This is a genomic window from Pseudomonas sp. ML96 (assembly GCF_000761545.1).
Classification (GTDB): domain Bacteria; phylum Pseudomonadota; class Gammaproteobacteria; order Pseudomonadales; family Pseudomonadaceae; genus Aquipseudomonas.
Genome location: NZ_JPMY01000018.1, coordinates 1 through 23,299 on the forward strand (window position 1 = coordinate 1; position 23,299 = coordinate 23,299).

A 23,299-nucleotide genomic window follows, 5' to 3' on the forward strand; every position below is an offset into this window, starting at 1 on the left:
TACCCTGGCGACGGACATCCAGGTCTATTTCTGCGATCCGCAAAATCCCTGGCAACGAGGGACGAATGAAAATACCAACGGCCTACTACGGCAGTACTTCCCGAAGGGAATTGATCTCTCACTCTACTCGCAGGATGAGCTGGATGTAGTCGCTCGGCAGTTGAACGAGCGCCCCAGAAAGACTCTGGGATACTCGACCCCTGCCGAGTGCTTTAACCACGCTGTTGCGTCGACCGGTTGAGTCCACAGCCAATAGCGGACACTCCCTCGATACATACTGCCCCTAAACGAATGACACTGGGCTGGGTTGGCCCGGCGTCATCGAAACTCCGACTTAACTCGGCTGTGCTGCCGTTTCCTCCTCCTCATCTTTGCGGTGAATCCACTGATACAGCGCTGGTAGCACCAACAGCGTGAGCGCGGTGGATGACAGGATGCCCCCGATTACGACTGTTGCCAGTGGGCGCTGGACTTCGGCGCCGGTACCGGTGGCCAAGGCCATCGGAACGAAGCCAAGTGAGGCAACGAGCGCAGTCATCAGCACCGGCCGCAGGCGGGTCAGGGCGCCTTCGGTGATGGCCAGGTGCAGAGGGCGGCCTTCTTCGCGCAGGTTGCGGATGAACGAGATCATCACCAGGCCGTTGAGTACGGCGACCCCAGAGAGCGCGATGAAGCCTACGCCTGCGGAGATGGACAGCGGGATATCGCGCAACCACAGAGCAAGCACTCCGCCGGTCAGGGCGAAAGGAATGCCGGTAAAGACCACTAGGCCGTCCTTGAGGTTGTTGAACATCATGAAGAGCAGGGTGAACACCAGCAGCAAGGCGACGGGCACCACTATCTGCAGGCGCTTGGCCGCGGACTGGAGCTGCTCGAACTGGCCGCCCCAGGTGGTCCAGTAGCCTGCTGGGATCTTCACGCCATCCTCCAGACGCTGAGCAGCCTCTTCGACGAAGGAGCCGATATCGCGCCCGCGGACGTTGGCGCTGACCACCACCAGGCGTTTGCCGTTCTCGCGGCTGACCTGATTGGGGCCGAGCACCAGGTCGAGGCTGGCAACGTCTGCCAAGGTGATGAAGGCAATCTGCTCCGTACCGCTGCCTGGCACTGGCGGAACCGGAATCAGAAGGCGCGACAGGCCCTCGATATCGGTACGCAGCTGGTCGGAGAGACGCACGACCATGTCGAAGCGGCGATCGCCCTCGAATAGGGTTCCGGCGCTTTGCCCGCCGACCGCGACGGCCACTGTGTCCTGCACATCGCCGATGTTGAGGCCATAGCGGGCTGCCTTGTCACGGTCGATATTGATGGTCAGCACCGGCAGGCCTGAGGTCTGCTCGACCTTGACTTCGGAGGCGCCATCGACCTTTTCCATGGCCTCAGCGATTTCGGTGGCGGTCTTGTTCAATACCTCCATGTCGTCGCCGAAAACCTTCACAGCAACGTCACTGCGCACACCGGAAATCAGCTCGTTGAAACGCAGCTGGATAGGTTGCGACAGCTCGTAGTTGCTGCCCGGAACCTGCGCGCTGAAGCGTTGCAGGTCGGCGATGATCTGCTCGCGCGGCTTGTCTGGATCGGGCCACTGCTCCTTTGGCTTGAGCATCACGTAGGCGTCCGAAATATTCGGCGGCATAGGGTCGGAAGCGATCTCTGCGGTGCCGGTGCGGGCGAATACACGTTCGACTTCCGGCATTTTCTCAACGAGGGTCTTTTCCAGGCGAGACTGCATCTCCACCGACTGGCTCAAGCTAGTGCCGGGCACGCGCAGGGCCTGAAGGGCAAAGTCGCCTTCGCTCAGACTGGGCACAAACTCACTGCCCATGCGACTGGCAACCACCCCTGATAGCAGCACCAGGACGACGGCACCGGCGAATACCGGTAGGCGGTTCCCCATGACCCAGTTCAATACCGGCTCATAGCCCTGGCGGGCGACACGCATGACGACGTTCTCTTCCTCCTTGACCTTGCCGGTGATGAACAGGGCAATGGCCGCGGGCACGAAGGTGATGGAGAGGATCATCGCGCCGAGAAGGGCGATGACAACGGTGAAGGCCATGGGGTGGAACATTTTCCCCTCGACACCGGTGAGAGCGAAGATCGGCAGGTACACCACCATGATGATGAGCTGGCCGAAGATCAGCGCCCGGCGTGCCTCGCGGGAGGCGGCAAACACTTCGTGCAGGCGCTCGGAGCGCGTCAGCATGCGGCCGTGGTGCTGCTGCGCGTGGGCCAGGCGGCGGATGGCGTTTTCTACGATGACCACCGCGCCGTCGACGATGATGCCGAAGTCCAGTGCTCCCAGGCTCATCAGGTTGGCGCTGACCTTGTTGCTGAACATGCCGGTGAACGTGAACAGCATCGACAGCGGTATCACCATGGCAGTGATGATGGCTGCACGGATGTTGCCGAGGAACAGGAAGAGGATGGCAATCACCAGGATCGCCCCCTCGATAAGGTTCTTCTTGACCGTGGAGATGGCTTTGTCCACCAAGTTGGTACGGTCGTAGACGGGGATCGCTATCACGCCCTGCGGCAACGAGCGGTTGATGTCTTCCAGCTTGGCGGCTACGGCTTGGGCTACGCTGCGGCTGTTCTCGCCGATCAACATGAATACGGTACCGAGTACCACCTCGCGGCCGTTTTCCGTGGCGGCGCCGGTGCGCAGCTCGCGGCCGATCTGCACATCTGCGATGTGGCTGATGCGGATCGGCGTGCCGTCGACGTTGGCAACGACGATGTTGGCGATGTCTTCGGCATTGCTCACTTGGCCTGGAGCGCGGACCAGCAACTGTTCGCCGTTGCGCTCGATGAAGCCGGCGCCGACGTTGGCGTTGTTGCGTTCCAGAGCGGTGATCAGGTCAACCAAGGTCAGCTTGTAGGCCGCCAGGCGCTTTGGGTCCGGTGCGATCTGGAATTCCTTGGCGAAGCCGCCAATGGTGTTGATCTCCGCGACCCCGGGTACGTTGCGCAGCTGCGGTTTGATGATCCAGTCCTGGATCACCCGCAGGTCGGTCGGTGTGTATGGGGTGCCGCCTTCTTTCTGGGCGCCTTCTTCGGCCTCTACTGTCCACAGGAAAATTTCACCGAGGCCGGTGGAGATCGGCCCCATCACTGCCTCCGCGCCTTCGGGCAACTGCTCACGTGCTATCTGCAGGCGCTCGTTGACCAATTGCCTGGCGAAGTACAGGTCGGTGCCGTCGGCGAAGATGACCGTCACCTGCGAGAAGCCCGAGCGCGACAGTGAGCGGGTCTGCTTGAGGTGGGGCAGACCTGCCATCGCCGTTTCGATGGGGAAGGTGATGCGCTGCTCGGTCTCCAGCGGCGAGAAACCGGCTGCCGCCGTGTTGATTTGCACCTGTACGTTGGTGATGTCGGGGACGGCGTCGATGGGCAGCTTTTGATAGCTGGCTACGCCGACTCCCGCCATCGCGAGTACCAACAGCAGCACGACGATGCGCTGCTCGATGGCGAACTGGATGATGCGTTCGAACATGTCTTGGTCTCGATCAGTGGGCGTGGTCGGCGGAGCCTTTGCCGAGCTCGGACTTCAGGGTGAAGCTGCCTTGGGTGGCGATGTTCGCGCCAGGAGACAGCCCCTTGGTTATCTCGACGAAGCCGGCGCTGGTGGTACCGGTTTCCACCGGCTGGGCGACGAAGCCCTCGTCCACGCGAATGAAGACATGCGGCTTCTCGTCGATGCTCTGGATCGCCTGGGTAGGCACGCTAACGCCGGCACGGCTGGTGGCCGTGGCGAACTCGATGGTGACGAACAGGCCGGGGCGCCATGCTCCTTCAGGGTTGGTCAGCACCGCGCGGGCAACGGCCGAGCGGGTCTGCTCGCCCAGCAGGCTGCCGATGTAGGAAACGTTGCCGGCTACTTCTGTCTGCAGCTCGGGTGAGATCACCTTCACCGGCTTGCCGACCTGCAGCTTGTTGAGGTCTTTGGGCGAGATGTTGAACGTGGCCCACACGCGGCTCAGGTCGGAAATGGTGAATGCATTGCTGGCCTCCCCGACCAACTCGCCCAGTACCAGGTGCTTTTCCACCACGGTGCCGTCGAAGGGCGCTCGCAGCTCGTATCGATTGCCACCTATCAAGGCGTTTGCACCGCCCAGGGCATTCATCTTCTGGCGAGCATTGCCGGCGGCGATTTCCGCTTCCTGTAGTGCCTGGCGGGCCTGCAGGTAGTCCTGCTCGGCGGAGATGCCTTCCTTCCACAGTTGACGCTCGCGTTCGAAGGTAGTCTTGGCCAGTTCAAGTCGGCGACCGGCGGCAGCCAGCTCGCTACGTTGTTCGGAAATCTGCTGGCTGGCGATCACTGCCAGCAACTGACCTTTCTTCACCGCGTCACCGAGGTTGGCGTGCACGCTCTCCACCACGCCAGCGGTGCGCGGTACCACGTGTGCGGTGCGATCTTCATCGAAGCGAATCTCGCCAGGCAGCTTTGCTGTGGCGCTCATCTCGCGGGCCTGGGCTTGCTCCAGGCGAATGTCGGCGGTGGTGATCTGTTCTTCGTCGAGCTTGATCAAGCCTTCCTCCTTGGCATACGCAAAGCGCAGCGTGCGGCCGATGCGCTGGACCACGATGGTGGCCTCGAAGAAGTGCGGCTCGGCGATGCCCTGCGTGCTGACAAAGGCTTCACCCTTGGCGCTGAAGGGCAGGCTAGATACCTCTCCGCCGGGGCGGCGAACCTCCATGAACACCCGCGAGTTAACGTCGGGAGTTATGCGCTGGCCGTTCTGTGACAAGTAGATGGACATGGGCGCGGATCCGTCCGCGCTCTCTGGCGCGACCAGCTCGAGGCCGAAGCCTTCCTGGCTGAGAATGATGCCGCCGTTGGCACCTACTGCATGATCCTTCTCGTCACTGTGGCCGCCTTCATCGGCATGTTCTTCGTCACCGTGGGCGTCCGCGCTGGACGCCACTTCCGGGCTGCTCTGGAAGTACGTGGCACCGGCGCCGGCGACGGCGAGGCCCATTGCCAGGCTGATCGCGATGGTCAATTTCCTGTTCATAAAAACTCCACACTGAAAAAGACGGGCTAGCTCTTGTGAGCCCGAATGAGCTGTTCTGATGGCGTGGCTATTGGCGGCTGCGGGCGATGACTGCGATATCGCCGTAGATGCGCTCGAGCTGTGACCAGGATTGCGTGGCGGCCTCCAGGGCCAGCAGATACTGGAGGCGCCCCTGAATCAGGGTGCGCTGTGCATCCAGCACATCGATGAAGCCGAACTTACCCATCTCGAAGCCGCGCACGGTGCTGTCTACCGCCTTCTGCGCGGAGGGCAGGATGGTCGTCTTGAATGACTCGATTTCACTCGCGGCGGCGTCCCACTGATCCAGCGTTTCTTGCAGGGTGCCCTGCAGGCGCAGCTCAGTGGCATTGCGTTGATCACGGGCCTGGTCGGCTCGCCGGGCTGCGGCCAGTACGTTGCCCTGGTTGCGATTGAACAGGGGTAGCGGCATGGAGAGACCGACGACGTTCACGCGCTCGCGGTCTTCCGCGCTGTACTGGCTGCCGATGCTGACGCTGATGTCGGGAATGCGCAGAGTCTTTTCCAGTTCGAACGAGGCCTCCTGTTGATCCACTCCGAGCCGTGCCAGACGCATGTCAGCACTGCTGTCGAGGGCCTTCAGCAGGATGCTCTTGTCGGGTGTTGCGGGTAGCAAGGTGGCATCCCCGACCGGAAGCAGACTGGTGTCCAGATCTCCACCCAGCACCACCTGCAGGCGCGCATTGGCCGACGCCAGTTCTTTGCGGGAGCGGTTCAGCTCCAGTTGCACTTCGGCCATTTGCACCTGGGCGCGGGTGAGCTCGATGGGGGAAACCTTGCCGGCCTTGACCCGTCCTTCGGCGATAGTGGTGCCGCGCTCGGTCAGGCGCAGTGACTCTTCAGCCAGGTCGACACGCATGCGCGCTCGCAGCTGGCCGTAGAAGGCGAGGATCACTTCGGAGCGCAATTCGTTACGACTACGCTCGAGCTCAAGAGCAGCCGCGTCCGATCCACGTTCGGCAAGGCGTATGCGGGCACCGCGCTTTCCTCCCACTTCGATGGGCTGGGTGAGCTGAACCGTGCTGGTGCGGGTATCGCTGCGAGTGTCTTCGACTTCGAAGGACAGCTCGGGGTTGGGAATCAACCCAGCCTGAATGCGCTCACCTTGCGCGACTGCAATCGACCAGCCGGCAGCGGCCAGATTGGGGTTGTTCTGCTCAGCCTGTTGCAGTGCCTGGTCAAGGGTCAGATCCGCCGGGACGGCATAGACCTGCCTCGTCAGGAGCAGGGCGCAGGCCAGCACTATGGAGCTGAGCTTGCTCAGGCCGACCGTGGATCGAGGGGTGTTAGAGGACAAGGAACTCTCCCGATTTCAATATCCACAATTGCTGTCGTAATCCAGCCGTGATGGTGGAAAACACTGTGGCGTTCATTGGTCGGGGGCAATTTAGTTCTCACGGCATATCGTAAAGGTGACTGCAAAATTACAAATATGTAATCCAACTTCTTGGCGGTTTTGACTGTATTAAGATGCGCTCCGCCATTGCGGATGGATGGTTATATGTCACAGCTAGAAACAACTTTTGCCTCTCGATGAGAGACAAAGGGCGTTCTTCAGGGGGTAGGGGATTTCGGCGTGCGACAGGTTGTCGCAATGCGCTGGTGCTCGTCGATTCAAGGTTGACCCTGTACCCGCTTCAGCCTTTAGCGTGCGCGCCTCATGAGTGATCTGAGTCGTTGGTAATAATCTGCGAAGTTTGCTTATTAAAATAAATTCGCACTTTAAGGTGATTGAATATATGCGAATCCTAATTGTCGAGGATGAGCCGAAAACTGCCGAATATCTTCATCAGGGACTAACTGAGAGTGGCTATGTCACTGATAGGGCATCTACAGGGATAGATGGTTTGCACTTGGTGCGTCAGCATAATTATGACTTGGTCATACTTGACGTTAATTTGCCGGAAATCGACGGTTGGGGCGTGCTGGAGGACATCCGACGCAACAGCAGCACGCGGGTGATGATGCTCACCGCGCGCGGCCGCTTGGCGGACAAGATCAAGGGCCTGGACCTCGGGGCGGATGATTATCTGGTCAAACCTTTCGAGTTCCCCGAGTTGCTAGCACGGGTGCGCTCGTTACTGCGCCGCACCGAGCAGGTACCGATTCCCGATGTATTGCGGGTCGCGGACCTTGAGCTTGATCCTGGTCGCCACCGCGCCTTCCGTGGTGAGCAGCGCATCGACCTGACCACCAAAGAGTTCGCTTTGCTGCACTTGCTGATGCGCCGCTCGGGTGAAGTGCTGTCGCGCACCCAGATCATCTCGCTGGTCTGGGACATGAACTTCGATTGCGATACCAACGTGGTCGAGGTGTCCATCCGCAGGCTGCGCGCGAAAATCGATGACCCGTTCGACAGCAAGCTGATTCACACCCTGCGTGGCGTGGGCTACGTGCTTGAGGAGCGCGAATGAAGCCCGCCAGCCTTTCCATGCGCTTGGGCCTATCGGTCGCGTTGATGGGCGCCGCGCTGGTCGTGCTACTCGCAATGCTGGCCTACCTGGCCCTGAGCCACGAGTTGGCTTCAGCGGCGAGATCCAGTCTGCAGGGAAAGCTGGAGCAGATTGAGCATCGCCTTGTTGAGGACAGCATCACCCGTGCGGAGCTGGGCCAGGAGCCGCATGGCTTGCTCGACCTAGTGTTAGGTCATGACAACCTGAATCTGGCGATCTACGCACCCGGTGCGCAGGGAGAGCTGCTGCTTGGCATCAGTGCGCGAGCCGCTGTGCAGCCACCGCTGCCGGCACACCCGAATGGCGTAGCGTTCCAGGAGAGTCGTGACTCTTCTGGCCATAACATCTTGTCCGCCTCAAGCGAAATGCGCCTGAGTAACGGCGACAAAGTAGTGGTGCAGTTGGCCATCGATCGGACGACCGATGAGACGCTGCTGAATGCCTATCTTCGGACCACGCTGTTTGCGTTGCCGCTGCTGCTGCTGCTGATAGGTATGGGAGCATGGTGGATCGTGCAGCGCGGCCTGCTGCCGCTGCGTCAGTTCCGCAAAGTGGCCTCGCTAGTTTCCACGCAGGACCTGACTCACCGCATTCCCGTGGAGCGCCTGCCTCAGGAGCTGAGCGAGTTGGCACATGGCATCAACTTCATGCTGCATCGACTGGACAGTGGCGTGCAGCAGTTGTCGCAGTTCTCCGACGATCTCGCCCATGAACTGCGCTCACCCATTACCAACTTGATGGGCAAGGCTCAGGTCACGCTCTCGCGAGAGCGCCCGCCGCAGGAGTACAAGGCGGTGCTGGAGTCTTGCACCGAGGAGCTCGAGCGGGTCACTCGGATCGTCTCCGACATGCTGTTCCTGGCACATGTCAGCCATCCCGCAGCGCTCGTGCCGTTCGAACGCATCACGCTGGAAGATGAGGCTCGGCGAGTCGCCGACCTGTTCGCCATTGGCGCGGAAGAGAAGCAGATCAGCATCGCCGTTACCGGCATGGGCAGCACGCTGGGGGATCGGCTGATGATTCAGCGGGCCATTTCCAATTTGCTGTCCAACGCCATTCGTCACAGCCCGAGAGGTAGCCAGCTGTCGATCATCATCGAGCGGCAGTCGGAAACCGTGTCTCTGTCGGTGGGTAACCCAGGTATCGGGATTCCAGCCGAGCACGTGCCTTTTCTGTTCGAACGCTTCTACCGGGTTGATACCAGCCGATCCCGTGCCGAGGGCGGTACCGGCCTGGGGCTAGCCATTGTGCGTTCGATCATGAGCCTGCATCAGGGCAGCGTCGAAGTTAACTCCGTGCCAGGCAACTTCACGGTGTTCCGCCTGATATTCCCGCGTTGATCTTAGCCTTAGGGCCTGGCGCTTCCGCCGGGCCCGTTCCTTAATTGGGTCGCTCGAAATAGGCGTGCTTGCTCCTAGATTGGGGAGGCATAAAGCACGTTTGGCGACTATCCAGTGAAGGTGTGATATTCGGCGCCTGCCTTCCAGCATAGTGGTTTGTCGGATGCATATAGGCTGCGGCCGGATGCTGTTGGCGCCTGATTTCACGCGCTGCGCGGCCAAGGGCAGGGCGAAAAAAAGGCGCCCTAAATAGGGCGCCTAGGATTCACCTCTTCCAAAGGAGCATTTCTGCTTCAAAGGTGAATTCGTTCAATCCCAAGCAGGCTTGAGATCTCATAGCGGAGCGGCTTTGAGGGCTCCACTATGGAGGTCTGAACATAACGGGGTGGTGATTGGCGAATTACAAATTCGTCATGTGCAAGGGCCTCGCACGTGAGGCCCTGCAGTGCCTCAGAGAACGCTGAGTGGGTATTCGACGATCAGGCGGAACTCGTCCAGATCGGACTCGAACTGGGTGGCCCGGGTATTGGCCTGGCGAATGCGGAAGGACATGTCTTTCAGCGAGCCGCTCTGCACGACGTACTTCGCCTCGATGTCGCGTTCCCAGCGCTTCTGATCCGTCAGCGGGTTACCGTCCGCGTCGCGGCGCATGTAGGTACCGTTGGCGTTGGAGTAGTCGGCATCAGTGCCCTTGCCGTAACGGGTCATGAACGACAACCCAGGAATCCCATAGGGCGCCATATCCAGGTCGTAGCGCAGCATCCAGGACTTCTCTTTTGGCGAGTTGAAGTCGGTGTACTGGATGGAGTTGTCCAGGTAGATGGAGTCGGCCTGACGCAGGTAGTCGAAATCGTCGTTGCCGTTGTTGCGCTGATGAGTCAGTGCCACGGTGTGGGCGCCGAATCGAACGCCGACTTTGCCGCTCCAGATGTTGTTGTTGAACTCGCCGAAGAGCTTCTTACCTTCGTCGATGGCTTTGTAGTAGTTGAAGCCGCCGATCAGGGTGAGCTCGTCGCTCAGCGGGTAGCTCATCGAGGTGCCGAAGTAGTACTGGTCCCAGACATCCTTGAGGCGGCCGCTGTATGCACTCAGGCTGATGTGCTCGTTCAGGGCGTAATCACCGCCGGCGTAGCCGACCCAGGGAGCGTTCACTGCCCCACCGTAGAAGGTGGCGAAGTTGTCGCGCATGTCACTGGAAACCGGTTGGCTCATGGAGTGCAGACGGCCACCCTGAAGGGTCAAGCCTTCGATGCTGTTGTTGGCGACAGTGACGCCGCGGAAGGACTCTGGCAGCAGGCGCGAATCGCCGTAGTGAACGACTGGCGTGGCAGGGAAGACGTCGCCGACCTTGATCTCGGTGTCGAAGGCCTTGGCCTTCACTGCGCCACCTACTTTGCTGTAGTCGTCGCGCGCTTCTCCTTCGCTATTGACCGGCAGCACGTCAAACGTGCTACGCCCGCCATTGCGGCCGTCACCGGTATCCAGCTTCAGGCCGAGCATGGCAAAGGCATCGACACCGACACCGACAGTGCCTTGTGTGTAGCCGGACTCGAATTTGGCAATGACCCCGTGGGCCCAGGCTTCGTCGTAACCGGCTCCGCCTGGAGCGGCTGCGCCGTTGCGATGATCCCGGTTGAAGTAAAAGTTGCGGTTGAGAATGTTCAGGCTGCTGCCTTCGATGAAGCCTTCCTGGGCTTGCTCTTCGGCAAGGGCAAGGGGGCTGACACCGAGAAGGGCGGACATTACGGCAAGCGAAAGCTTGGCTTTTCTATTCATGGGTGCTCCGTAGGTAAATGGCAGTTTCTTATTGAATAGGGCGGCCAACTGGAATTGTTGGGGGTAGTGCGACCGCGGCCTATCGTTGCTGCCCGGAGCTAACGGCAAGATGATTGGATAATTACAATTCTGAAAGGAAGCGCTGTGCGCCCAGGTATGTGTTGAACCTGGCTCACGGGGCGCGGACGAAAAGAACAACACGGAGCGAGGGTCGCCCCGTCAGATGGCGATCGGCATCATGCCGTCGCCACTACCTGAACAGAGGGTGCTCAGTGCACGTGGCTTTTGCCCACATGGCTGGGTTCGTCAGACAGGGGCGTCACGCCCCCGGTGGTATTGAGTTGCTGCAGGATGCCGCAGGCCGCCGCAGCCTGGCTTTTTGCGCACTGGTGGCGCAGGTCGGTCAGCTGTTTTTGCAGCGCGAGCAAGCTCTTGATTCGTGCGTCGACGTGGCGAATGTGTTCGTCGACCAGCGCGTTGACCTCGACGCAGCTATCTTCTGGTCGATCGCGCAGTGCCAGGAGCTGGCGTATTTCCTCCAGGGTCATGTCGAGCGTGCGGCAGTTGCGAATGAACACCAGGCGGTCCACATGAGCCTGGCCATACACCCGGTAGTTGCCTTCGCTGCGAGCCGGTGCCGGTAGCAGACCTTCGCGCTCGTAGTAACGCACGGTCTCTACCAGGCAGTCCGCCAGTTTGGCCAGTTCACCGATCTTCATGCTGCACTCTCCGGGGTTGACCCTGTAGCGGCTTCAGGGTGTTCACTCTACTCCAGTTCAAGTGAGGAGCCACCATGAAAAGCTGCTGCAGCCACGAACCGGGACAACACCCACTCACCGAACAGCCCTCGCCGAGCCAGGCTGGGGAGAGCAGTGCGTCGTCTGTCAGCGTCTTCTATATCCAGGCCATGGATTGCCCGACCGAGAAGAACCTGATTGAAGGCAAACTGGGTGCGATGCCTGGTATCCACCAGCTCGACTTCAACCTGCTCGAGCGAGTCCTGCGTGTGCAGCATGAGCTGGCTTCTGCGCAGCCCATCGTCGATGCGATCTCCACGCTTGGCATGCATGCCGAACCGCGCAACGGCCAGGCTCAGGTGCGCCTGCGTATCGAGCAGATGGATTGCCCCACCGAGGAGCGCCTGATTCGCGACAAGCTGGCCGGTGATCCGCGTATCGGCCTGTTGGAGTTCAACCTTCTGCAACGCGTCCTCACGGTGGGGCACGACCAGGCGCTGCCGGACATCCTCGCCGCCATACAGTCGCTGGGCTTCAACGCCGAGGTGCTGGAGGACAGCGCCGATGAGCCGCCCGCTCCTGCACCGCATAAGCCATGGTGGCCGCTGGCGATCTCTGGTATCGCGGCAGTGTCTGCGGAGGTTGTGCATTTCACTCAGGCGGCGCCGGAGTGGGTCGTCGCGGCCATGGCTGTCGTTGCCATCCTGTTTTGCGGCCTGAGCACGTACAAGAAAGGCTGGATTGCGATCCGCAACCGCAACCTCAACATCAATGCGCTGATGAGCATCGCCGTCACGGGCGCAATGCTGATCGGCCAGTGGCCAGAAGCGGCAATGGTGATGTTCCTGTTCTCCATCGCCGAACTCATCGAGGCACGCTCGCTGGATCGGGCGCGCAATGCCATTCGTGGCTTGATGGATCTGGCTCCGCCACGGGCAACGGTGCGCCAGGCAGATGGCAGCTGGTTGGAGGTGGAGGTGAAAGCGGTCAGCCTCGGCGCTGTGGTCCGTGTGCGCCCTGGTGAGCGCATCGGCCTGGATGGCGAGGTGGTTGCAGGGAGCTCAACGATCAACCAGGCGCCCATCACTGGCGAGAGCCTGCCGGTCGAGAAGGGCGTTGGGGATCAGGTATTCGCCGGCACCATCAACGAGGCCGGCTCTCTCGAGTATCGGGTGTCCGCCGCCGCGCGTGACACCACGCTGGCGCGGATCATCAAGGCGGTGGAGGAGGCGCAGGGTAGCCGAGCCCCGACCCAGCGTTTCGTCGACCGCTTCTCGCAGATATACACCCCGGCGGTATTCGCCTTCGCCCTGGCGGTAGCGGTAATCCCGCCGCTGTTCCTGGGTGGTACCTGGCTGGACTGGGTCTATCGGGCCCTGGTGCTGCTGGTGGTCGCCTGCCCCTGTGCTCTGGTGATTTCTACACCGGTCACCATTGTCAGCGGCCTGGCCGCTGCGGCGAGGAAGGGAATCCTGATCAAGGGCGGTGTTTATCTGGAAAGCGGCCGCGATCTCGATCTGCTGGCCCTCGACAAGACAGGCACCATCACCCATGGCAAGCCGGTGCAGACCGATTTCCTGCCGCTGCAGGAGCAGGATGCGCAGCGCTACCGCGAGCTGGCTGCCAGCCTGGCCTCCCGCTCAGATCATCCCGTGTCGAAGGCGATCGCGCGTCATGCCGATGAGCAGAACGTCGCACGGGTTGAAGTGACTGCCTTCGAAGCCCTGGCTGGTCGCGGTGTGAAAGGAGAGATGAACGGCCAACTCTTTTATCTCGGCAATCATCGCCTGGTAGAGGAGCTTGGAATCTGCTCGCCAGCACTCGAGCAGACGCTTGAGGCGCTGGAGAAACAGGGCAAGACAGTGGTGGCCCTGTGCAGTGAGCGCGCGCCCCTGGCACTCTTCGCGGTAGCGGATACGGTCAAGGAGACGAGCCGCGAAGCCATCCGCGAGCTGCATGAACTGGGCGTGAAGACCTGCATGCTCAGTGGCGACAATGCCCATACTGCCCGCGCCATTGCTGCTCAGGTCGGTATCGACGAAGCCCGTGGTGATCTACTCCCGGTGGACAAGCTCAGGGTCATTACCGAGGCTCAGGAGCAGCACCATACCGTGGGGATGGTCGGGGACGGCATCAACGACGCTCCGGCACTCGCCAAGGCGCAGATCGGTTTCGCCATGGGCGCGGCGGGTACCGATACCGCGATCGAGACCGCCGACGTGGCGTTGATGGACGATGACTTGCGCAAAATCCCTGCATTCGTGCGGCTGTCGCGAAGCACCGGGAGCATCTTGCGGCAGAACATCGTCCTAGCGCTCGGCATCAAGGCCGTGTTCCTGGTCATGACGCTGAGCGGAGAGGCCACCATGTGGATGGCCGTGTTCGCCGACATGGGCGTGAGCCTGCTGGTGGTGTTCAACGGCTTACGATTGCTTCGCAAGTAATGATGCCGTTTCCAGAAGGGCCGATCACGTATCGGCCCTTCTGCATTTCTGCCTTCCGGAATACGCCAGGCCACGTGTGACAAGGCATGCAGGCAAGATGTCAGCATTGTAATCGGGGCCTCATGCCCTCGTTAGCTACGGCTTTTTAAGATGGCCACGACTTCGCAGAGAGCCGCATCCATGGCTCACGCGACACTTAAGAGGCCATGCCATGAAATACCTGAAATACACACTGATCGCCGTTCTTGCCCTGGGTACCGCGCCGGCATTCGCCCGTGGTGACGGCTACAACAAAACCCAAGAGTTCTATCAGCGCTTCCGCGAGAACCAAGAGAAGTACCACGGCAAGAAGAGTGACGAGGCGCAGAAGGCCAACAGTGCGGACCTCAAACGCAGCGAGCCCAAGGAAGCGCAGAAGAGCCGCAGCGACAGCAACTGAGAACATCTCAGGCTGATCCGCAAAGCGCCCCCAGGGGCGCTTTTTTATTCAGGGCTCGGAAGGCCCATACAATTCAACGCTGCTGGCTCAATGATTCGATGATTCGACACTCCTCGATCACTCCACCATGGCAGCAGGACAGCAAGCGCTGCAGCTCCTGCTCCAATCCCTGCAAATCACGGATACGCAGCCTGACCTGTTCCAATTGCTCAGCCACCTTGGCATCCACCGATGCACAGGACGCCTGACGGTGATCGGAAAAGCCCAGCAATTGGCGGATGTCGTCGAGGCTGAAACCCAGCGCTCGGCTGCGGCGAATGAACAGCAGTCGGTCGCGTTCTTCTTCCGTGTACTGGCGGTAGCCGGAAGCATTGCGCGAGGCCATAGGCAACAAACCGAGCTGCTCGTAGTAGCGGATCGTTACCGCCTTGGTATCGGTGACGCGTGCCAGTTGGCCCACGGTGAAGCTCGTCGTACTCATGGCGCTTGACCTTATAGTCGCTATAACCCTCATTCTAACGACAAGATCGAGCGAACGAGGTACGGATCATGGACAGCTGCTGCGAAAACAAGGCCGTCGAACTGGCCCAACTGCGCGCTAAACAGAGCCGAGTGCTCTATATCGTCCTGGCCGTCAACGCCGTCATGTTTCTGGTGGAGTTCATCGCCGGTTGGATCGCCAACTCAACGGCGTTGCTCGGCGACTCGTTGGACATGTTCGGCGACGCCTCAGTCTATGCCCTCACCCTGTTCGTCCTGCACCGCAGCGTCCGTGCTCGCGCTGGCGCCGCGCTGTTCAAGGGCGGATTCATGCTGTTTTTTGGCGTGCTGGTGGTAGCCGATGCCCTGCGCAAACTGATACTGCAGGAAGTGCCGTCCGCCGACTTGATGGGCGTCATCGGCACACTCGCACTGATCGCCAATGGCTACTGCTTCGCGCTGCTCTACAGCCACCGCTCCGATGACTTGAACATGCGTTCGACCTGGCTCTGCTCGCGTAACGACTTGCTGGCCAACAGCAGCGTGATCATCGCTGCAGGCATGGTCGCGGTGTCAGGCAGCTTGTGGCCGGACATTCTCGTCGGCCTGGCCATCGCAGCATTGTTCCTGCACTCCGCTGGGCAGATCATCCGCGAGGCTTGGGTAGAGTGGCGAGCCAGCGCGCCTGAGCCGCAACAATCGCAGCTGACTACCAACTGCTGCGCCGGCGAGGCACAGGCAAAAGCTGATTCGTGTTGCGCACCTAGCCCACAGCCACTGCTAGGCATCACTGAACCGACCTCGACGCCGGTCCAGTTCGAGCCGGTCAAGAGTTGCTGCGCGGGTGAGGCTCAGACAGCTAAGAAGGACACCTGCTGCGAACAGACTCCGGTTGCCAGCACGCCAGCGAAGGGCTGCTGCTCGCCCAAACAACAGGACTAAACCCATAACAACATGGAGTACAACGATGCGCAGACTCGTACAACTCGCGACTACAGGGCTACTGTTGTTCGCCTCGACTATGGCCATGGCAGAGCTGAAGGTCAGCGAGGCAAAGCTACGGCTGTTGCCGGGCAACTTGCCGGCGGCCGGCTATTTCACCCTGACCAACAGCGGCAACCAGCCGGTGGTACTGACCGGCGCTCAGAGCCCGGCCTTCGCCCAGGTGATGATGCATCGCAGCTCGCTGGAAAACGGCATGGCCAGCATGCAGCACGTCGCTCAGGTCGAGGTAGCCGCTGGCGCGACGCTGAAATTCGCCCCCGGCAGTTATCACCTGATGCTGATGCAGCGCCAACGCGAGCTGGCCCTGGGCGACCAAGTCGAAGCAAGCCTGCTGTTCGCCGATGGCCAGAGCCTGCCGGTGACCTTCACCGCCGTACCGCCTGGCGCGGACTGAGGATCAGCAGATGACCACCCAAACGCCCTCGCATCTGTGGACTCTCCTGCTCCTGGCCTGGCTGGTAGCGCTGGTGTCGACGCTTTCCGCACTGTTTATCGGTGAGGTGATGGGCCAGGCGCCCTGCGTGCTGTGCTGGTTCCAGCGCGCCTTCATGTTTCCACTGGCAGTGATCCTGGCCATTGCCTGCTACCGCTCGGATTTCGCCGTCTGGCGCTATGCACTGCCGCTGGCCGGCATCGGTGCGTTGCTCGCCTTTGCGCACGTACTGCTCTACGCCGGCTTGATTCCGCAGCCGATCCAACCCTGCACGGCCACCGGGCCATCGTGCTCCGGTACCGGCATGACCATCTTAGGCGGCGTACCGCTGCCGGGGCTGGCGCTGTTCGCCTTCGTTCTGATCGTCATTCTGCTTGTCCTTATCCGTCGGAGAACCACCCCATGAACCGCCGTACTCTGGTCCTGATCATCAGCGTGGTGATCCTGGTCGCCTTCGCTGCAGCCGCTTACTTCTACTCGCCGTCGGCACCGCATCCAGCAGAGCAGCCCGCTCAAGCCCAGCCCCCAGCACAAGGTCCGGCACAGCAGGCAACTTCCAGTGCAGTGAATCTGGTTCGCTTCCACTCGCCGGTCTTCGGCCCTGCGCAGGCTCCGGTCACCATCGTCGAGTTCTTCGACCCTTCCTGCGAGGCTTGCCGCGCCTTCTATCCCCATGTGAAGAAGATCCTCGCCGAGAACCCCGACAACGTGCGCTTGGTGTTGCGCTACGTGCTGTTCCACCAGGGTTCGGAAGAAGTCGCTCGGATGCTGGAAGCCGCTCGCAAGCAGAACCTCTACCCGCAAGTCCTGGAGGCAGTACTGGAAGCCCAGCCAGGCTGGCATGACGATCCCAAAGTGCTGGAAGCCTGGGTCGTCGCTGAGCGCGCCGGACTGAATGTGGAGAAAGCCCGCGCAGACATGCATACGCCAGCCGTTGATGCGGTGCTACAACTGGATATGCAGGATGTGAAGGCTGTAGGTGTCCAGGGCACGCCGACCTTCTTCGTTAATGGTCGTCCGCTGGATGAGTTCGGTCCCGAACCGCTGCGCCTGCTGGTCGAAAGCGAAGTCGCCAAAGTCGGGAAGTGATGTCATGGGCGCATTGGAAAACCGCATTCCGCCGCCTCTGGTAGCCACCCTGTTTGGCTTGCTGATGTGGCTTGCCGCCCGCCAGTTGCCGGGTGCTCTGCAGCTAGCCATCGAGTGGCGTATCGCTCTGGCGCTGCTGGTACTGCTGGCAGGAGTCTCTATCTGCCTGGCCGGCGTATTGTCCTTCCGCCATGCCCGTACCACGGTCAACCCGCTGAAGCCGGAAACGGCTTCGGCGCTGGTCAGCTCAGGGGTCTACCGGTATACGCGAAATCCCATGTACCTGGGCTTCGCCACTGCCCTGCTGGCCTGGGCGATCTACCTCGCCTGGCCGCCGGCACTGCTGGGTGTGCTGGGCTTCGTGCTGTACATGAATCGCTTCCAAATCGAACCGGAGGAGCGAGCCCTGGCCGGTCTTTTCGGCAGCGACTTTGAGCAGTACTGCAGTCGGGTGAAGCGCTGGTTGTAGGGTGAATAGATGTCCGCTTTTGGCCGGTAGCAGCCGGTGTCGTTGGGCAGCTTCCGGCTAATAGCTGCTCGTCGGGTGCAGGTTTGTGCGTGATTCGGAAGGGGGGTAACACAGGGCGCGATCCAAGTGCTCAGCCCAGAACTACTCTATTGCGGCCAGTACTTTTAGCCTGGTAGAGCGCTGTATCTGCACGTTCAAGCCAGTATTCCATGGGATAAGTGCTATCGATCTGGATCAGCCCAATACTGACCGTGGAGTGGAGGATTCCTTGAGGACTATCTAGGCGTTCGTCGGCCCAGTGTTCACGTAGGTGATTTAGTAGCGTAGTGGCTTGATCCTGCTCGGTATCTGGCATTAGTAGAACGAACTCCTCACCCCCAAACCTGGCAAACAGATCGGTTCGACGGATCCGTTTATGACAGAGATGGCTGAAACGCTGTAGCACCTGATCACCGATAGCATGTCCATAGCGGTCGTTGATTTTTTTGAAATAATCCAGGTCGAAAATTGCCAGACAAGCCGGACTAGAGTTGCGACTGCTACGCACTAGTTCGTGCTCAGTTCGCTCTGCAAAGGCCCGACGATTTAGGGCGCCGGTTAGGGGGTCGCGGAAGGCCAGCGAACGTAGCTCTTCTTCCAATGCTTTGCGCACACTGACGTCACGTATCTCCGCGACCCTACTGCCATCATCCAGAGCCGCCACACTAAGTTCCGCCGCGAATTGAGAGCCGTCGCCACGCAGTGCCTGGAAATCATGAGGCTGGCTATCGGCGACTGATAGCTGTATCAGGAGGTCATCGTTTGCTTCGAACAGGTCTGCAAGCGGTTGCCCTATCAGCTCACTTAGAGGGCGGGCATATAGCTCTGCCAGCATCGGGCTGGCATCGAGTATTCGGCCCTCTTTTAACAGCATAACGCCCCCATTTGTCACGCTCATCAACCGTTCAAAACGATTGGAGCTGACCCTGGCTTCGCGAGCGTGATGTTGGCTATCTAATAGGGCTCGCTTTAAGGTCAGTAATGCCATGCCGACGAGAGCGGCTACCCACAATGGCACACCGAAATTGATAGGTAGCAGGTAGGACATCGAGCTTGTTTCATCGACATGCTCAATGCCTTGCAAGCTGGTTACTAGAGCGAGAAGCCCACTAATAGTCGTAACCAAGCAATAGCCAGCAAAAGTCAGCGCTACGAAACGTCTTACTCCTTTGAGCTCTGGCTCGCCTGGTCCTGACCAGAGCGTATAGCTTGCAAGCCCTGCGAGTAGAGCGCTGATGGTTGAGTGGAAGGCCACAAGCAACTCGGAGTTGAAGGGGGAAACCCACCAATGCCAAGCCAAGAAGGCACAAACCAATCCTGCGCTGGATGGCACCATCCACCATGGGGGTGACAGCCCCAAGAAGCGAAAAAGCCCCACCACTAATACAGCTTCTCCAGCAATCTGCAGAGCGTTGCCGACGACATTAGGAAGAGGGCGCTCGATAATCGAAAGAAGAAAGCCGGAGACTAGTAGCAGAACCCCGCTAGTCCAAACCCCAGGGCCGCGATACGGGCGGGAGTAGTACCAAAGCGCTGTGCAGGCAACTGCACTAGCTGCCATCAAGTTGATACTCAACAGCAGAGGGGAATAGTACAGGCTGTTCATGTTGAGTTTCCGAGTCAGCCGATGCTTTGCGTACGGAGGGCACGTTGGCGAGATACTCAACCGTAATGCAGCGCTTCGAGGGCTTGTGCAGAAGGAGCGCTTGTAGGATGGAGTCTGCTCAACTGCAATGCAGCTTAGTCTGTGCAGAGATACCACGCCCCAATGGGGCGCCCTAACAGCAGGCTAGATTTCATGGCCCGGATGCGGGGGCTCTAGGCTCGATCGCGTTTCTCGTCGTCAGTGGTATCGTTGGGGGCACATTGATAGCTCCCCAGCTCAGGACGTTTCAACTTGAATAAATCAATCACGCTGTGCCTAAAGCGGTTGGATTTGGTCATGTTCCGTTCAGCGTGATGAGCGAAGCCGCCGCCACAGAGTGGTCCGACTGATCCCGAGTCGGCGTGCTGCTTCGTCAAGATTGCCCTGACAATTCTCCAGCGTCTCTTGTATGTGCTGCAGCTGCGCGGTTTTGCCGATGGTGTGTAAGTCCTTTGTGCGTGGTCGCTCCTTCTGAGGGGCAGGCTGGGGCAGGCTGTCCCACAGTTCTGGCAGAACGCGAGCCAAATACTGCTCATCCACACCGTGCTCGTGGAAGATTTCATGGGCAGAGAGCATCGCTCGCTCGATAACGTTCTCCAGCTCCCTAACGTTCCCTGGCCAGGTGTAGCGCAAGAGGTAGGGGAGTAGGGCCTCCGTAATGGCGGCAGCGCCTAAAGGTTGTCCCTGGACCAGTAGGCGCTGGCTGATTCCTCGGGAGATAAGGGGGATGTCCTCGGGCCGTTCGCGCAGGGGAGTGGTCTGCAAGCGAAGAATGTTGAGTCGGTAGTACAGGTCGGTACGGAACTCACGCTCCTTCATGGCGGCACCCAGATCCTTATGAGTGGCGGCAATGATGCGCACATCGATGGAAATCGGCTCGGTGCCACCCAGGCGCAGGACCTCACGCTCCTGCAGCACGCGCAGGAGGCGTGTCTGCAACGACACGGGCATGTCACCGATCTCGTCGAGGAATAGTGTGCCTCGATGGGCAGCTTCGAACAGGCCTGGCTTGCCACCCTTGCGTGAGCCACTGAAGGCGCCTTCCTCATAGCCGAACAATTCACTTTCCAGCAGGGATTCGGGAAACGCGGCGCAGTTGATGGCGACGAAGGGGGCCTTCCAGCGTGGGCTTTCGTTGTGGATGCCTTGGGCCAGAAGCTCCTTGCCGGTGCCGCTTTCGCCGGTGATCAGGATGGTCGATTGGCTGGTGGCGAAACGTTTGGCCAGTTGCAGCATTTCCCGGTTGGCCTTGCTGTTGCCATCTAGCTGGTCGAGCCGGTAGCGGGCAGCGAAGGCGCCAGGGCGGCGGGTTGAGCGGATGCGTTGGTCGGCGCGCTGAACGGCGGTGATGTCCTGGCAAGTGAAAACTAGGCCGGTGCGTTCGCCGTTCTCCAGGATGGGTAGCAAGTTACTGACTGCCGAGTGCGATCCGAGCCGGATCACTCGATTCTCCTCACTGGCGCCATCTTGCAACGCTTGCTGCAGGTCCAACTCCGGACATAATTGCTGCAGCGGCCGTCCTAGCGCAGCACCGATCGGTAATTCCAATAACTGAGCTAGGGCCGGATTGAGTGATTGCACTATGCCCTGGTTGTCGACCGCCGCGACGCCGGCGGGGATGTGCTTCAGCACGGCATCCAGATGCCGTCGCTTGGCGATCTCGATGCGTTGACTGTCGAGAATACCCATAGCTTCCTCCAGAGCCTTTCGTGCTGTGTCCTCGCTGAGTGAAAGCACTCCGTGCAGCCCAGCCTGTTCTGCCAGCTCCACCACCGTCGATGAGCCGATGATGCTGCGGCAGCCTAGTTGGGCCGCCTGCTCGACAGCCTGGCGAGCTCCTTCAAGCGAGGTGTAGGCGGCCTGGTGAATCTGAACCTTGAAGAGCGTGGCCATAGCTTGCAGGTCCTGGTTGATGCGGCTGTAGCTGATCACGGCCACCTGCGAGGAGGTTTCACTGGCCTGCCCCAACGCCCGGAGCAGATCGCCGCCGCCCACCCGCATTGCCAGGACCGGGCGCGTCAAGTGCTTACGCAGGTAGGCGGCCGTGGCCCCGGCACAGACGAACACATCGACCTTGCCTGTTTGCTCCAGTTCGCGGGCAGTCTGCAGCGCGTCGGCCACCGAGGTATCAAGGACCTCGATACGGGTGTCGGGATAGTCCGGTGTCAGCCTGGTTACCACATCGGCGAGTCGGCTGCGTTGCTGGGGGCGCTGCAGATGGCTAATCAGCACGACGACCTGGGAGGAGGGAAGGCTCATGGTGGGGTCTGTTCATTATTGAATTGTTTCGATACTGAATGAGCTGGTTGCATATTTGCAACGATATGTCTGCTGCTCCGATTCCCTTGAATCTCTCAGCCCAGGCTGCACGGGGTCTGTAGGGGTTCTTGAGAAATTGGCCCAGGGTTTGCTCTCGGGGTTCTGCCCATTCGAAACCCAGGCAGAGCCCACAGATTCATGAGCAGTTCTTCAACGATTCCTTTGGCCAGTGATACGCCCGAGGCCATGTTCGACGATCACCGCCTGGCCGAATTCATCCGTGAACAGGCTTCGGCAACGCGAGTGGTCATCCAGGCTCGCAAGCGCCTGAGCGGTGGCGCCATCCAGGAAAACTGGCTGCTGGACCTGCAGATAGAGGGCGGCCCGTGGGTCGGTTCCCGACGTTGGGTGCTGCGCAGCGATGCCCTCTCCGCGCTTCCCGCCAGCCTAGGTCGCGAACAGGAGTTCGCCGTGTTGCAGGTGGTGCACCAGGCGGGCGTGAAGGTGCCGCGCCCGCTCTGGCTATGCCGCGATGCTCGCGTCCATGGCCGGGTGTTCTTCCTGATGGAGTACGTGCTGGGTATCGCCGCCGGGCGGTTGCTCAGCGCCGGCGTCGGAGCCCAGGGCCAATCGCGGCTGGCAGCGCAGCTCGGTGCCAACCTGGCGCGTCTGCATCAGGTCCGCCCGCCGTGCGCCACGCTGGATTTCCTGCCCATGCCGGACAGTTCGCCGGCATTGGTGACCATCCAGGCCTATCGCCGCTACCTCGACACCCTCGCCGATGCCTATCCGGTGCTGGAGTGGGGGTTGCGCTGGTGCGAGCTGCAGGTTCCGCCCAGCAGCGGCTTGTGCCTGCTGCACCGCGACTACCGCACGGGCAACTACCTGGCCAGCGAGCAGGGCCTCGAGGCCGTGCTTGATTGGGAATTCACCGGCTGGGGCGACCCTTGCGAGGACCTAGGTTGGTTTACCGCCCCTTGCTGGCGCTTCACCCGGCCCGATCTCGAAGCGGGTGGCATCGGCGTGCTGGAGGATTTCCTGCAGGGCTACCACGAGCAGTCCACTCTACGCATCGAACGCAGCCAACTGCACTACTGGCAGGTCATGGCCACCCTGCGCTGGGCGGTGATCGCCCTGCAGCAAGGCCAGCGTCACCTCTCCGGTGAGGAGCCTTCCCTCGAGCTGGCATTGACTGCACGCCTGTTGCCCGAGCTTGAGCTCGACATCCTGAACATGACTGGAGCCGATGCGCCATGACCCAGCCGAATGCCGCTGAACTGCTCGACATTGCCCGCCAGACGCTGCTGGAGCAGGTCGCGCCGGCGTTGCCCGGCGAGCTGCGCTATCCGGTGCTGATGATCGCCAATGCCATGGCCATCGCCGCGCGGGAAAGCCGCACCAAGGCCGTGCTCGATGACCAGGAGCGGATGCGCCTGGCGGCCCTGGTGGATGGGGCTCCCGCCACCTTGCCCGAGGCCCGCCGCCAGTTGGCAGGCGCTATTCGCGCCGGTGTACATGATGCCCCGCACGCCCGCCGCAACCTGGTTGGCGCATTGCGCGCAATCACGCTCGCCCAACTGGCGATCAGCAATCCCAAGGCCGTGCCCTGAGCGCGGCTGGCCACACTCACTTCT

At 60.6% G+C, this 23,299-nt stretch carries 20 protein-coding genes; 12 read left to right on the forward strand and 8 right to left on the reverse strand.

Going from position 1 to position 23,299, the window contains the following annotated elements; genetic code table 11:
- On the forward strand, nucleotides 1-241 hold a 241-nt coding region (locus tag IP89_RS12625; protein WP_043309895.1), incomplete at its 5' end, for an IS30 family transposase.
- A 93-nt stretch (nucleotides 242-334) separates the two neighbouring features.
- Here the strand turns inward: IP89_RS12625 and IP89_RS12630 are convergent.
- The 3 genes from IP89_RS12630 to IP89_RS12640 form a co-directional block, all read right to left on the reverse strand.
- Complete coding sequence (locus IP89_RS12630) at nucleotides 335-3,496, reverse strand: CusA/CzcA family heavy metal efflux RND transporter (protein WP_043309896.1); 3,162 nt, start codon at nucleotides 3,494-3,496, stop codon at nucleotides 335-337.
- Nucleotides 3,497-3,509: 13 nt separating this feature from the next.
- A complete protein-coding gene (locus tag IP89_RS12635) occupies nucleotides 3,510-5,018 on the reverse strand; it encodes an efflux RND transporter periplasmic adaptor subunit (protein WP_081963238.1) in 1,509 nt (502 codons plus the stop codon).
- A 67-nt stretch (nucleotides 5,019-5,085) separates the two neighbouring features.
- On the reverse strand, nucleotides 5,086-6,354 hold the full coding sequence (locus tag IP89_RS12640) for a TolC family protein (protein ID WP_081963239.1): 1,269 nt from the start codon (nucleotides 6,352-6,354) through the stop codon (nucleotides 5,086-5,088).
- A 442-nt stretch (nucleotides 6,355-6,796) separates the two neighbouring features.
- On the opposite strand from IP89_RS12640, the gene IP89_RS12645 reads away from it, so the two are divergent.
- Together IP89_RS12645 and IP89_RS12650 are read left to right on the forward strand one after the other, a co-directional pair.
- Nucleotides 6,797-7,471: a heavy metal response regulator transcription factor gene (locus IP89_RS12645; RefSeq protein ID WP_043309897.1), complete on the forward strand. Its 675-nt coding sequence runs from the start codon at nucleotides 6,797-6,799 to the stop codon at nucleotides 7,469-7,471.
- On the forward strand, nucleotides 7,468-8,850 hold the full coding sequence (locus IP89_RS12650; RefSeq protein ID WP_043309898.1) for a heavy metal sensor histidine kinase: 1,383 nt from the start codon (nucleotides 7,468-7,470) through the stop codon (nucleotides 8,848-8,850). The genes IP89_RS12645 and IP89_RS12650 overlap by 4 nt, the downstream gene beginning before the upstream one ends.
- 450 nt (nucleotides 8,851-9,300) lie before the next feature.
- On the opposite strand, the gene IP89_RS12655 is transcribed toward IP89_RS12650, so the two are convergent.
- Both IP89_RS12655 and cadR read right to left on the reverse strand, forming a co-directional pair.
- Nucleotides 9,301-10,593, reverse strand: coding sequence for an OprD family porin (locus IP89_RS12655; protein WP_371261947.1), 1,293 nt, complete (start codon nucleotides 10,591-10,593; stop codon nucleotides 9,301-9,303).
- A 302-nt stretch (nucleotides 10,594-10,895) separates the two neighbouring features.
- Nucleotides 10,896-11,345 carry a Cd(II)/Pb(II)-responsive transcriptional regulator gene (gene cadR, locus IP89_RS12660; protein ID WP_043309902.1) on the reverse strand — a complete coding sequence of 150 codons (450 nt, stop codon included), beginning with the start codon at nucleotides 11,343-11,345 and terminating at the stop codon, nucleotides 10,896-10,898.
- 344 nt (nucleotides 11,346-11,689) lie between these two features.
- Here cadR and IP89_RS12665 point away from each other — a divergent pair, with 344 nt between their 5' ends.
- Nucleotides 11,690-13,807 carry a heavy metal translocating P-type ATPase gene (locus IP89_RS12665; protein WP_256203145.1) on the forward strand — a complete coding sequence of 706 codons (2,118 nt, stop codon included), beginning with the start codon at nucleotides 11,690-11,692 and terminating at the stop codon, nucleotides 13,805-13,807.
- Nucleotides 13,808-14,018: 211 nt separating this feature from the next.
- Nucleotides 14,019-14,246, forward strand: a complete 228-nt coding sequence (locus IP89_RS12670; protein ID WP_043309904.1) for a hypothetical protein — start codon at nucleotides 14,019-14,021, stop codon at nucleotides 14,244-14,246.
- A gap of 73 nt (nucleotides 14,247-14,319) precedes the next feature.
- Here the strand turns inward: IP89_RS12670 and IP89_RS12675 are convergent, their stop codons facing one another.
- Nucleotides 14,320-14,727: a helix-turn-helix domain-containing protein gene (locus IP89_RS12675; RefSeq protein ID WP_043309905.1), complete on the reverse strand. Its 408-nt coding sequence runs from the start codon at nucleotides 14,725-14,727 to the stop codon at nucleotides 14,320-14,322.
- Between the two features lie 68 nt (nucleotides 14,728-14,795).
- On the opposite strand from IP89_RS12675, the gene IP89_RS12680 reads away from it, so the two are divergent.
- The 5 genes from IP89_RS12680 to IP89_RS12700 are packed head-to-tail and all read left to right on the forward strand — an operon-like array spanning nucleotide 14,796 to nucleotide 17,722.
- Nucleotides 14,796-15,668, forward strand: a complete 873-nt coding sequence (locus IP89_RS12680) for a cation transporter (protein WP_256203141.1) — start codon at nucleotides 14,796-14,798, stop codon at nucleotides 15,666-15,668.
- 25 nt (nucleotides 15,669-15,693) lie between these two features.
- Nucleotides 15,694-16,125, forward strand: coding sequence for a copper chaperone PCu(A)C (locus IP89_RS12685; RefSeq protein WP_043309906.1), 432 nt, complete (start codon nucleotides 15,694-15,696; stop codon nucleotides 16,123-16,125).
- Between the two features lie 10 nt (nucleotides 16,126-16,135).
- Nucleotides 16,136-16,570, forward strand: a complete 435-nt coding sequence (locus tag IP89_RS12690) for a disulfide bond formation protein B (RefSeq protein WP_043309907.1) — start codon at nucleotides 16,136-16,138, stop codon at nucleotides 16,568-16,570.
- Nucleotides 16,567-17,253, forward strand: a complete 687-nt coding sequence (locus tag IP89_RS12695) for a thioredoxin domain-containing protein (protein WP_043309908.1) — start codon at nucleotides 16,567-16,569, stop codon at nucleotides 17,251-17,253. Before IP89_RS12690 ends, IP89_RS12695 begins: the two co-directional genes overlap by 4 nt.
- 4 nt (nucleotides 17,254-17,257) lie before the next feature.
- The gene (locus IP89_RS12700) at nucleotides 17,258-17,722 is read left to right on the forward strand and encodes an isoprenylcysteine carboxylmethyltransferase family protein (protein WP_043309909.1); all 465 of its coding nucleotides are present in this window, start codon (nucleotides 17,258-17,260) and stop codon (nucleotides 17,720-17,722) included.
- 130 nt (nucleotides 17,723-17,852) lie between these two features.
- Here the strand turns inward: IP89_RS12700 and IP89_RS23025 are convergent, their stop codons facing one another.
- Both IP89_RS23025 and prpR read right to left on the reverse strand, forming a co-directional pair.
- Nucleotides 17,853-19,367 (reverse strand): sensor domain-containing diguanylate cyclase, encoded by a 1,515-nt coding sequence (locus IP89_RS23025; RefSeq protein WP_081963240.1) that lies wholly within the window; start codon nucleotides 19,365-19,367, stop codon nucleotides 17,853-17,855.
- Between the two features lie 345 nt (nucleotides 19,368-19,712).
- A complete protein-coding gene (gene prpR / locus IP89_RS12710) occupies nucleotides 19,713-21,665 on the reverse strand; it encodes a propionate catabolism operon regulatory protein PrpR (RefSeq protein WP_043309911.1) in 1,953 nt (650 codons plus the stop codon).
- Nucleotides 21,666-21,863: 198 nt separating this feature from the next.
- Here prpR and IP89_RS12715 point away from each other — a divergent pair, with 198 nt between their 5' ends.
- Together IP89_RS12715 and IP89_RS12720 are read left to right on the forward strand one after the other, a co-directional pair.
- Nucleotides 21,864-22,922, forward strand: a complete 1,059-nt coding sequence (locus IP89_RS12715; RefSeq protein WP_043309913.1) for a phosphotransferase family protein — start codon at nucleotides 21,864-21,866, stop codon at nucleotides 22,920-22,922.
- The gene (locus IP89_RS12720) at nucleotides 22,919-23,275 is read left to right on the forward strand and encodes a DUF6285 domain-containing protein (RefSeq protein ID WP_043309914.1); all 357 of its coding nucleotides are present in this window, start codon (nucleotides 22,919-22,921) and stop codon (nucleotides 23,273-23,275) included. Before IP89_RS12715 ends, IP89_RS12720 begins: the two co-directional genes overlap by 4 nt.
- Nucleotides 23,276-23,299 lie beyond the last annotated feature (24 nt).

What these genes read in the sequence shown, in the direction of transcription:
- IP89_RS12655 (WP_371261947.1), bottom strand. Translation starts at nt 10,593, where the DNA reads ATGTCCGCCCTTCTCGGTGTCAGCCCCCTTGCCCTTGCCGAAGAGCAA.
- IP89_RS12665 (WP_256203145.1), top strand. Translation starts at nt 11,690, where the DNA reads ATGCATGCCGAACCGCGCAACGGCCAGGCTCAGGTGCGCCTGCGTATC.
- IP89_RS12715 (WP_043309913.1), top strand. Translation starts at nt 21,864, where the DNA reads ATGAGCAGTTCTTCAACGATTCCTTTGGCCAGTGATACGCCCGAGGCC.
- IP89_RS12650 (WP_043309898.1), top strand. Translation starts at nt 7,468, where the DNA reads ATGAAGCCCGCCAGCCTTTCCATGCGCTTGGGCCTATCGGTCGCGTTG.
- prpR (WP_043309911.1), bottom strand. Translation starts at nt 21,665, where the DNA reads ATGAGCCTTCCCTCCTCCCAGGTCGTCGTGCTGATTAGCCATCTGCAG.
- IP89_RS12645 (WP_043309897.1), top strand. Translation starts at nt 6,797, where the DNA reads ATGCGAATCCTAATTGTCGAGGATGAGCCGAAAACTGCCGAATATCTT.
- IP89_RS12685 (WP_043309906.1), top strand. Translation starts at nt 15,694, where the DNA reads ATGCGCAGACTCGTACAACTCGCGACTACAGGGCTACTGTTGTTCGCC.
- IP89_RS12695 (WP_043309908.1), top strand. Translation starts at nt 16,567, where the DNA reads ATGAACCGCCGTACTCTGGTCCTGATCATCAGCGTGGTGATCCTGGTC.
- IP89_RS12635 (WP_081963238.1), bottom strand. Translation starts at nt 5,018, where the DNA reads ATGAACAGGAAATTGACCATCGCGATCAGCCTGGCAATGGGCCTCGCC.
- IP89_RS12720 (WP_043309914.1), top strand. Translation starts at nt 22,919, where the DNA reads ATGACCCAGCCGAATGCCGCTGAACTGCTCGACATTGCCCGCCAGACG.
- IP89_RS12670 (WP_043309904.1), top strand. Translation starts at nt 14,019, where the DNA reads ATGAAATACCTGAAATACACACTGATCGCCGTTCTTGCCCTGGGTACC.
- IP89_RS12680 (WP_256203141.1), top strand. Translation starts at nt 14,796, where the DNA reads ATGGACAGCTGCTGCGAAAACAAGGCCGTCGAACTGGCCCAACTGCGC.
- cadR (WP_043309902.1), bottom strand. Translation starts at nt 11,345, where the DNA reads ATGAAGATCGGTGAACTGGCCAAACTGGCGGACTGCCTGGTAGAGACC.
- IP89_RS12675 (WP_043309905.1), bottom strand. Translation starts at nt 14,727, where the DNA reads ATGAGTACGACGAGCTTCACCGTGGGCCAACTGGCACGCGTCACCGAT.
- IP89_RS12690 (WP_043309907.1), top strand. Translation starts at nt 16,136, where the DNA reads ATGACCACCCAAACGCCCTCGCATCTGTGGACTCTCCTGCTCCTGGCC.
- IP89_RS23025 (WP_081963240.1), bottom strand. Translation starts at nt 19,367, where the DNA reads ATGAACAGCCTGTACTATTCCCCTCTGCTGTTGAGTATCAACTTGATG.
- IP89_RS12630 (WP_043309896.1), bottom strand. Translation starts at nt 3,496, where the DNA reads ATGTTCGAACGCATCATCCAGTTCGCCATCGAGCAGCGCATCGTCGTG.
- IP89_RS12700 (WP_043309909.1), top strand. Translation starts at nt 17,258, where the DNA reads ATGGGCGCATTGGAAAACCGCATTCCGCCGCCTCTGGTAGCCACCCTG.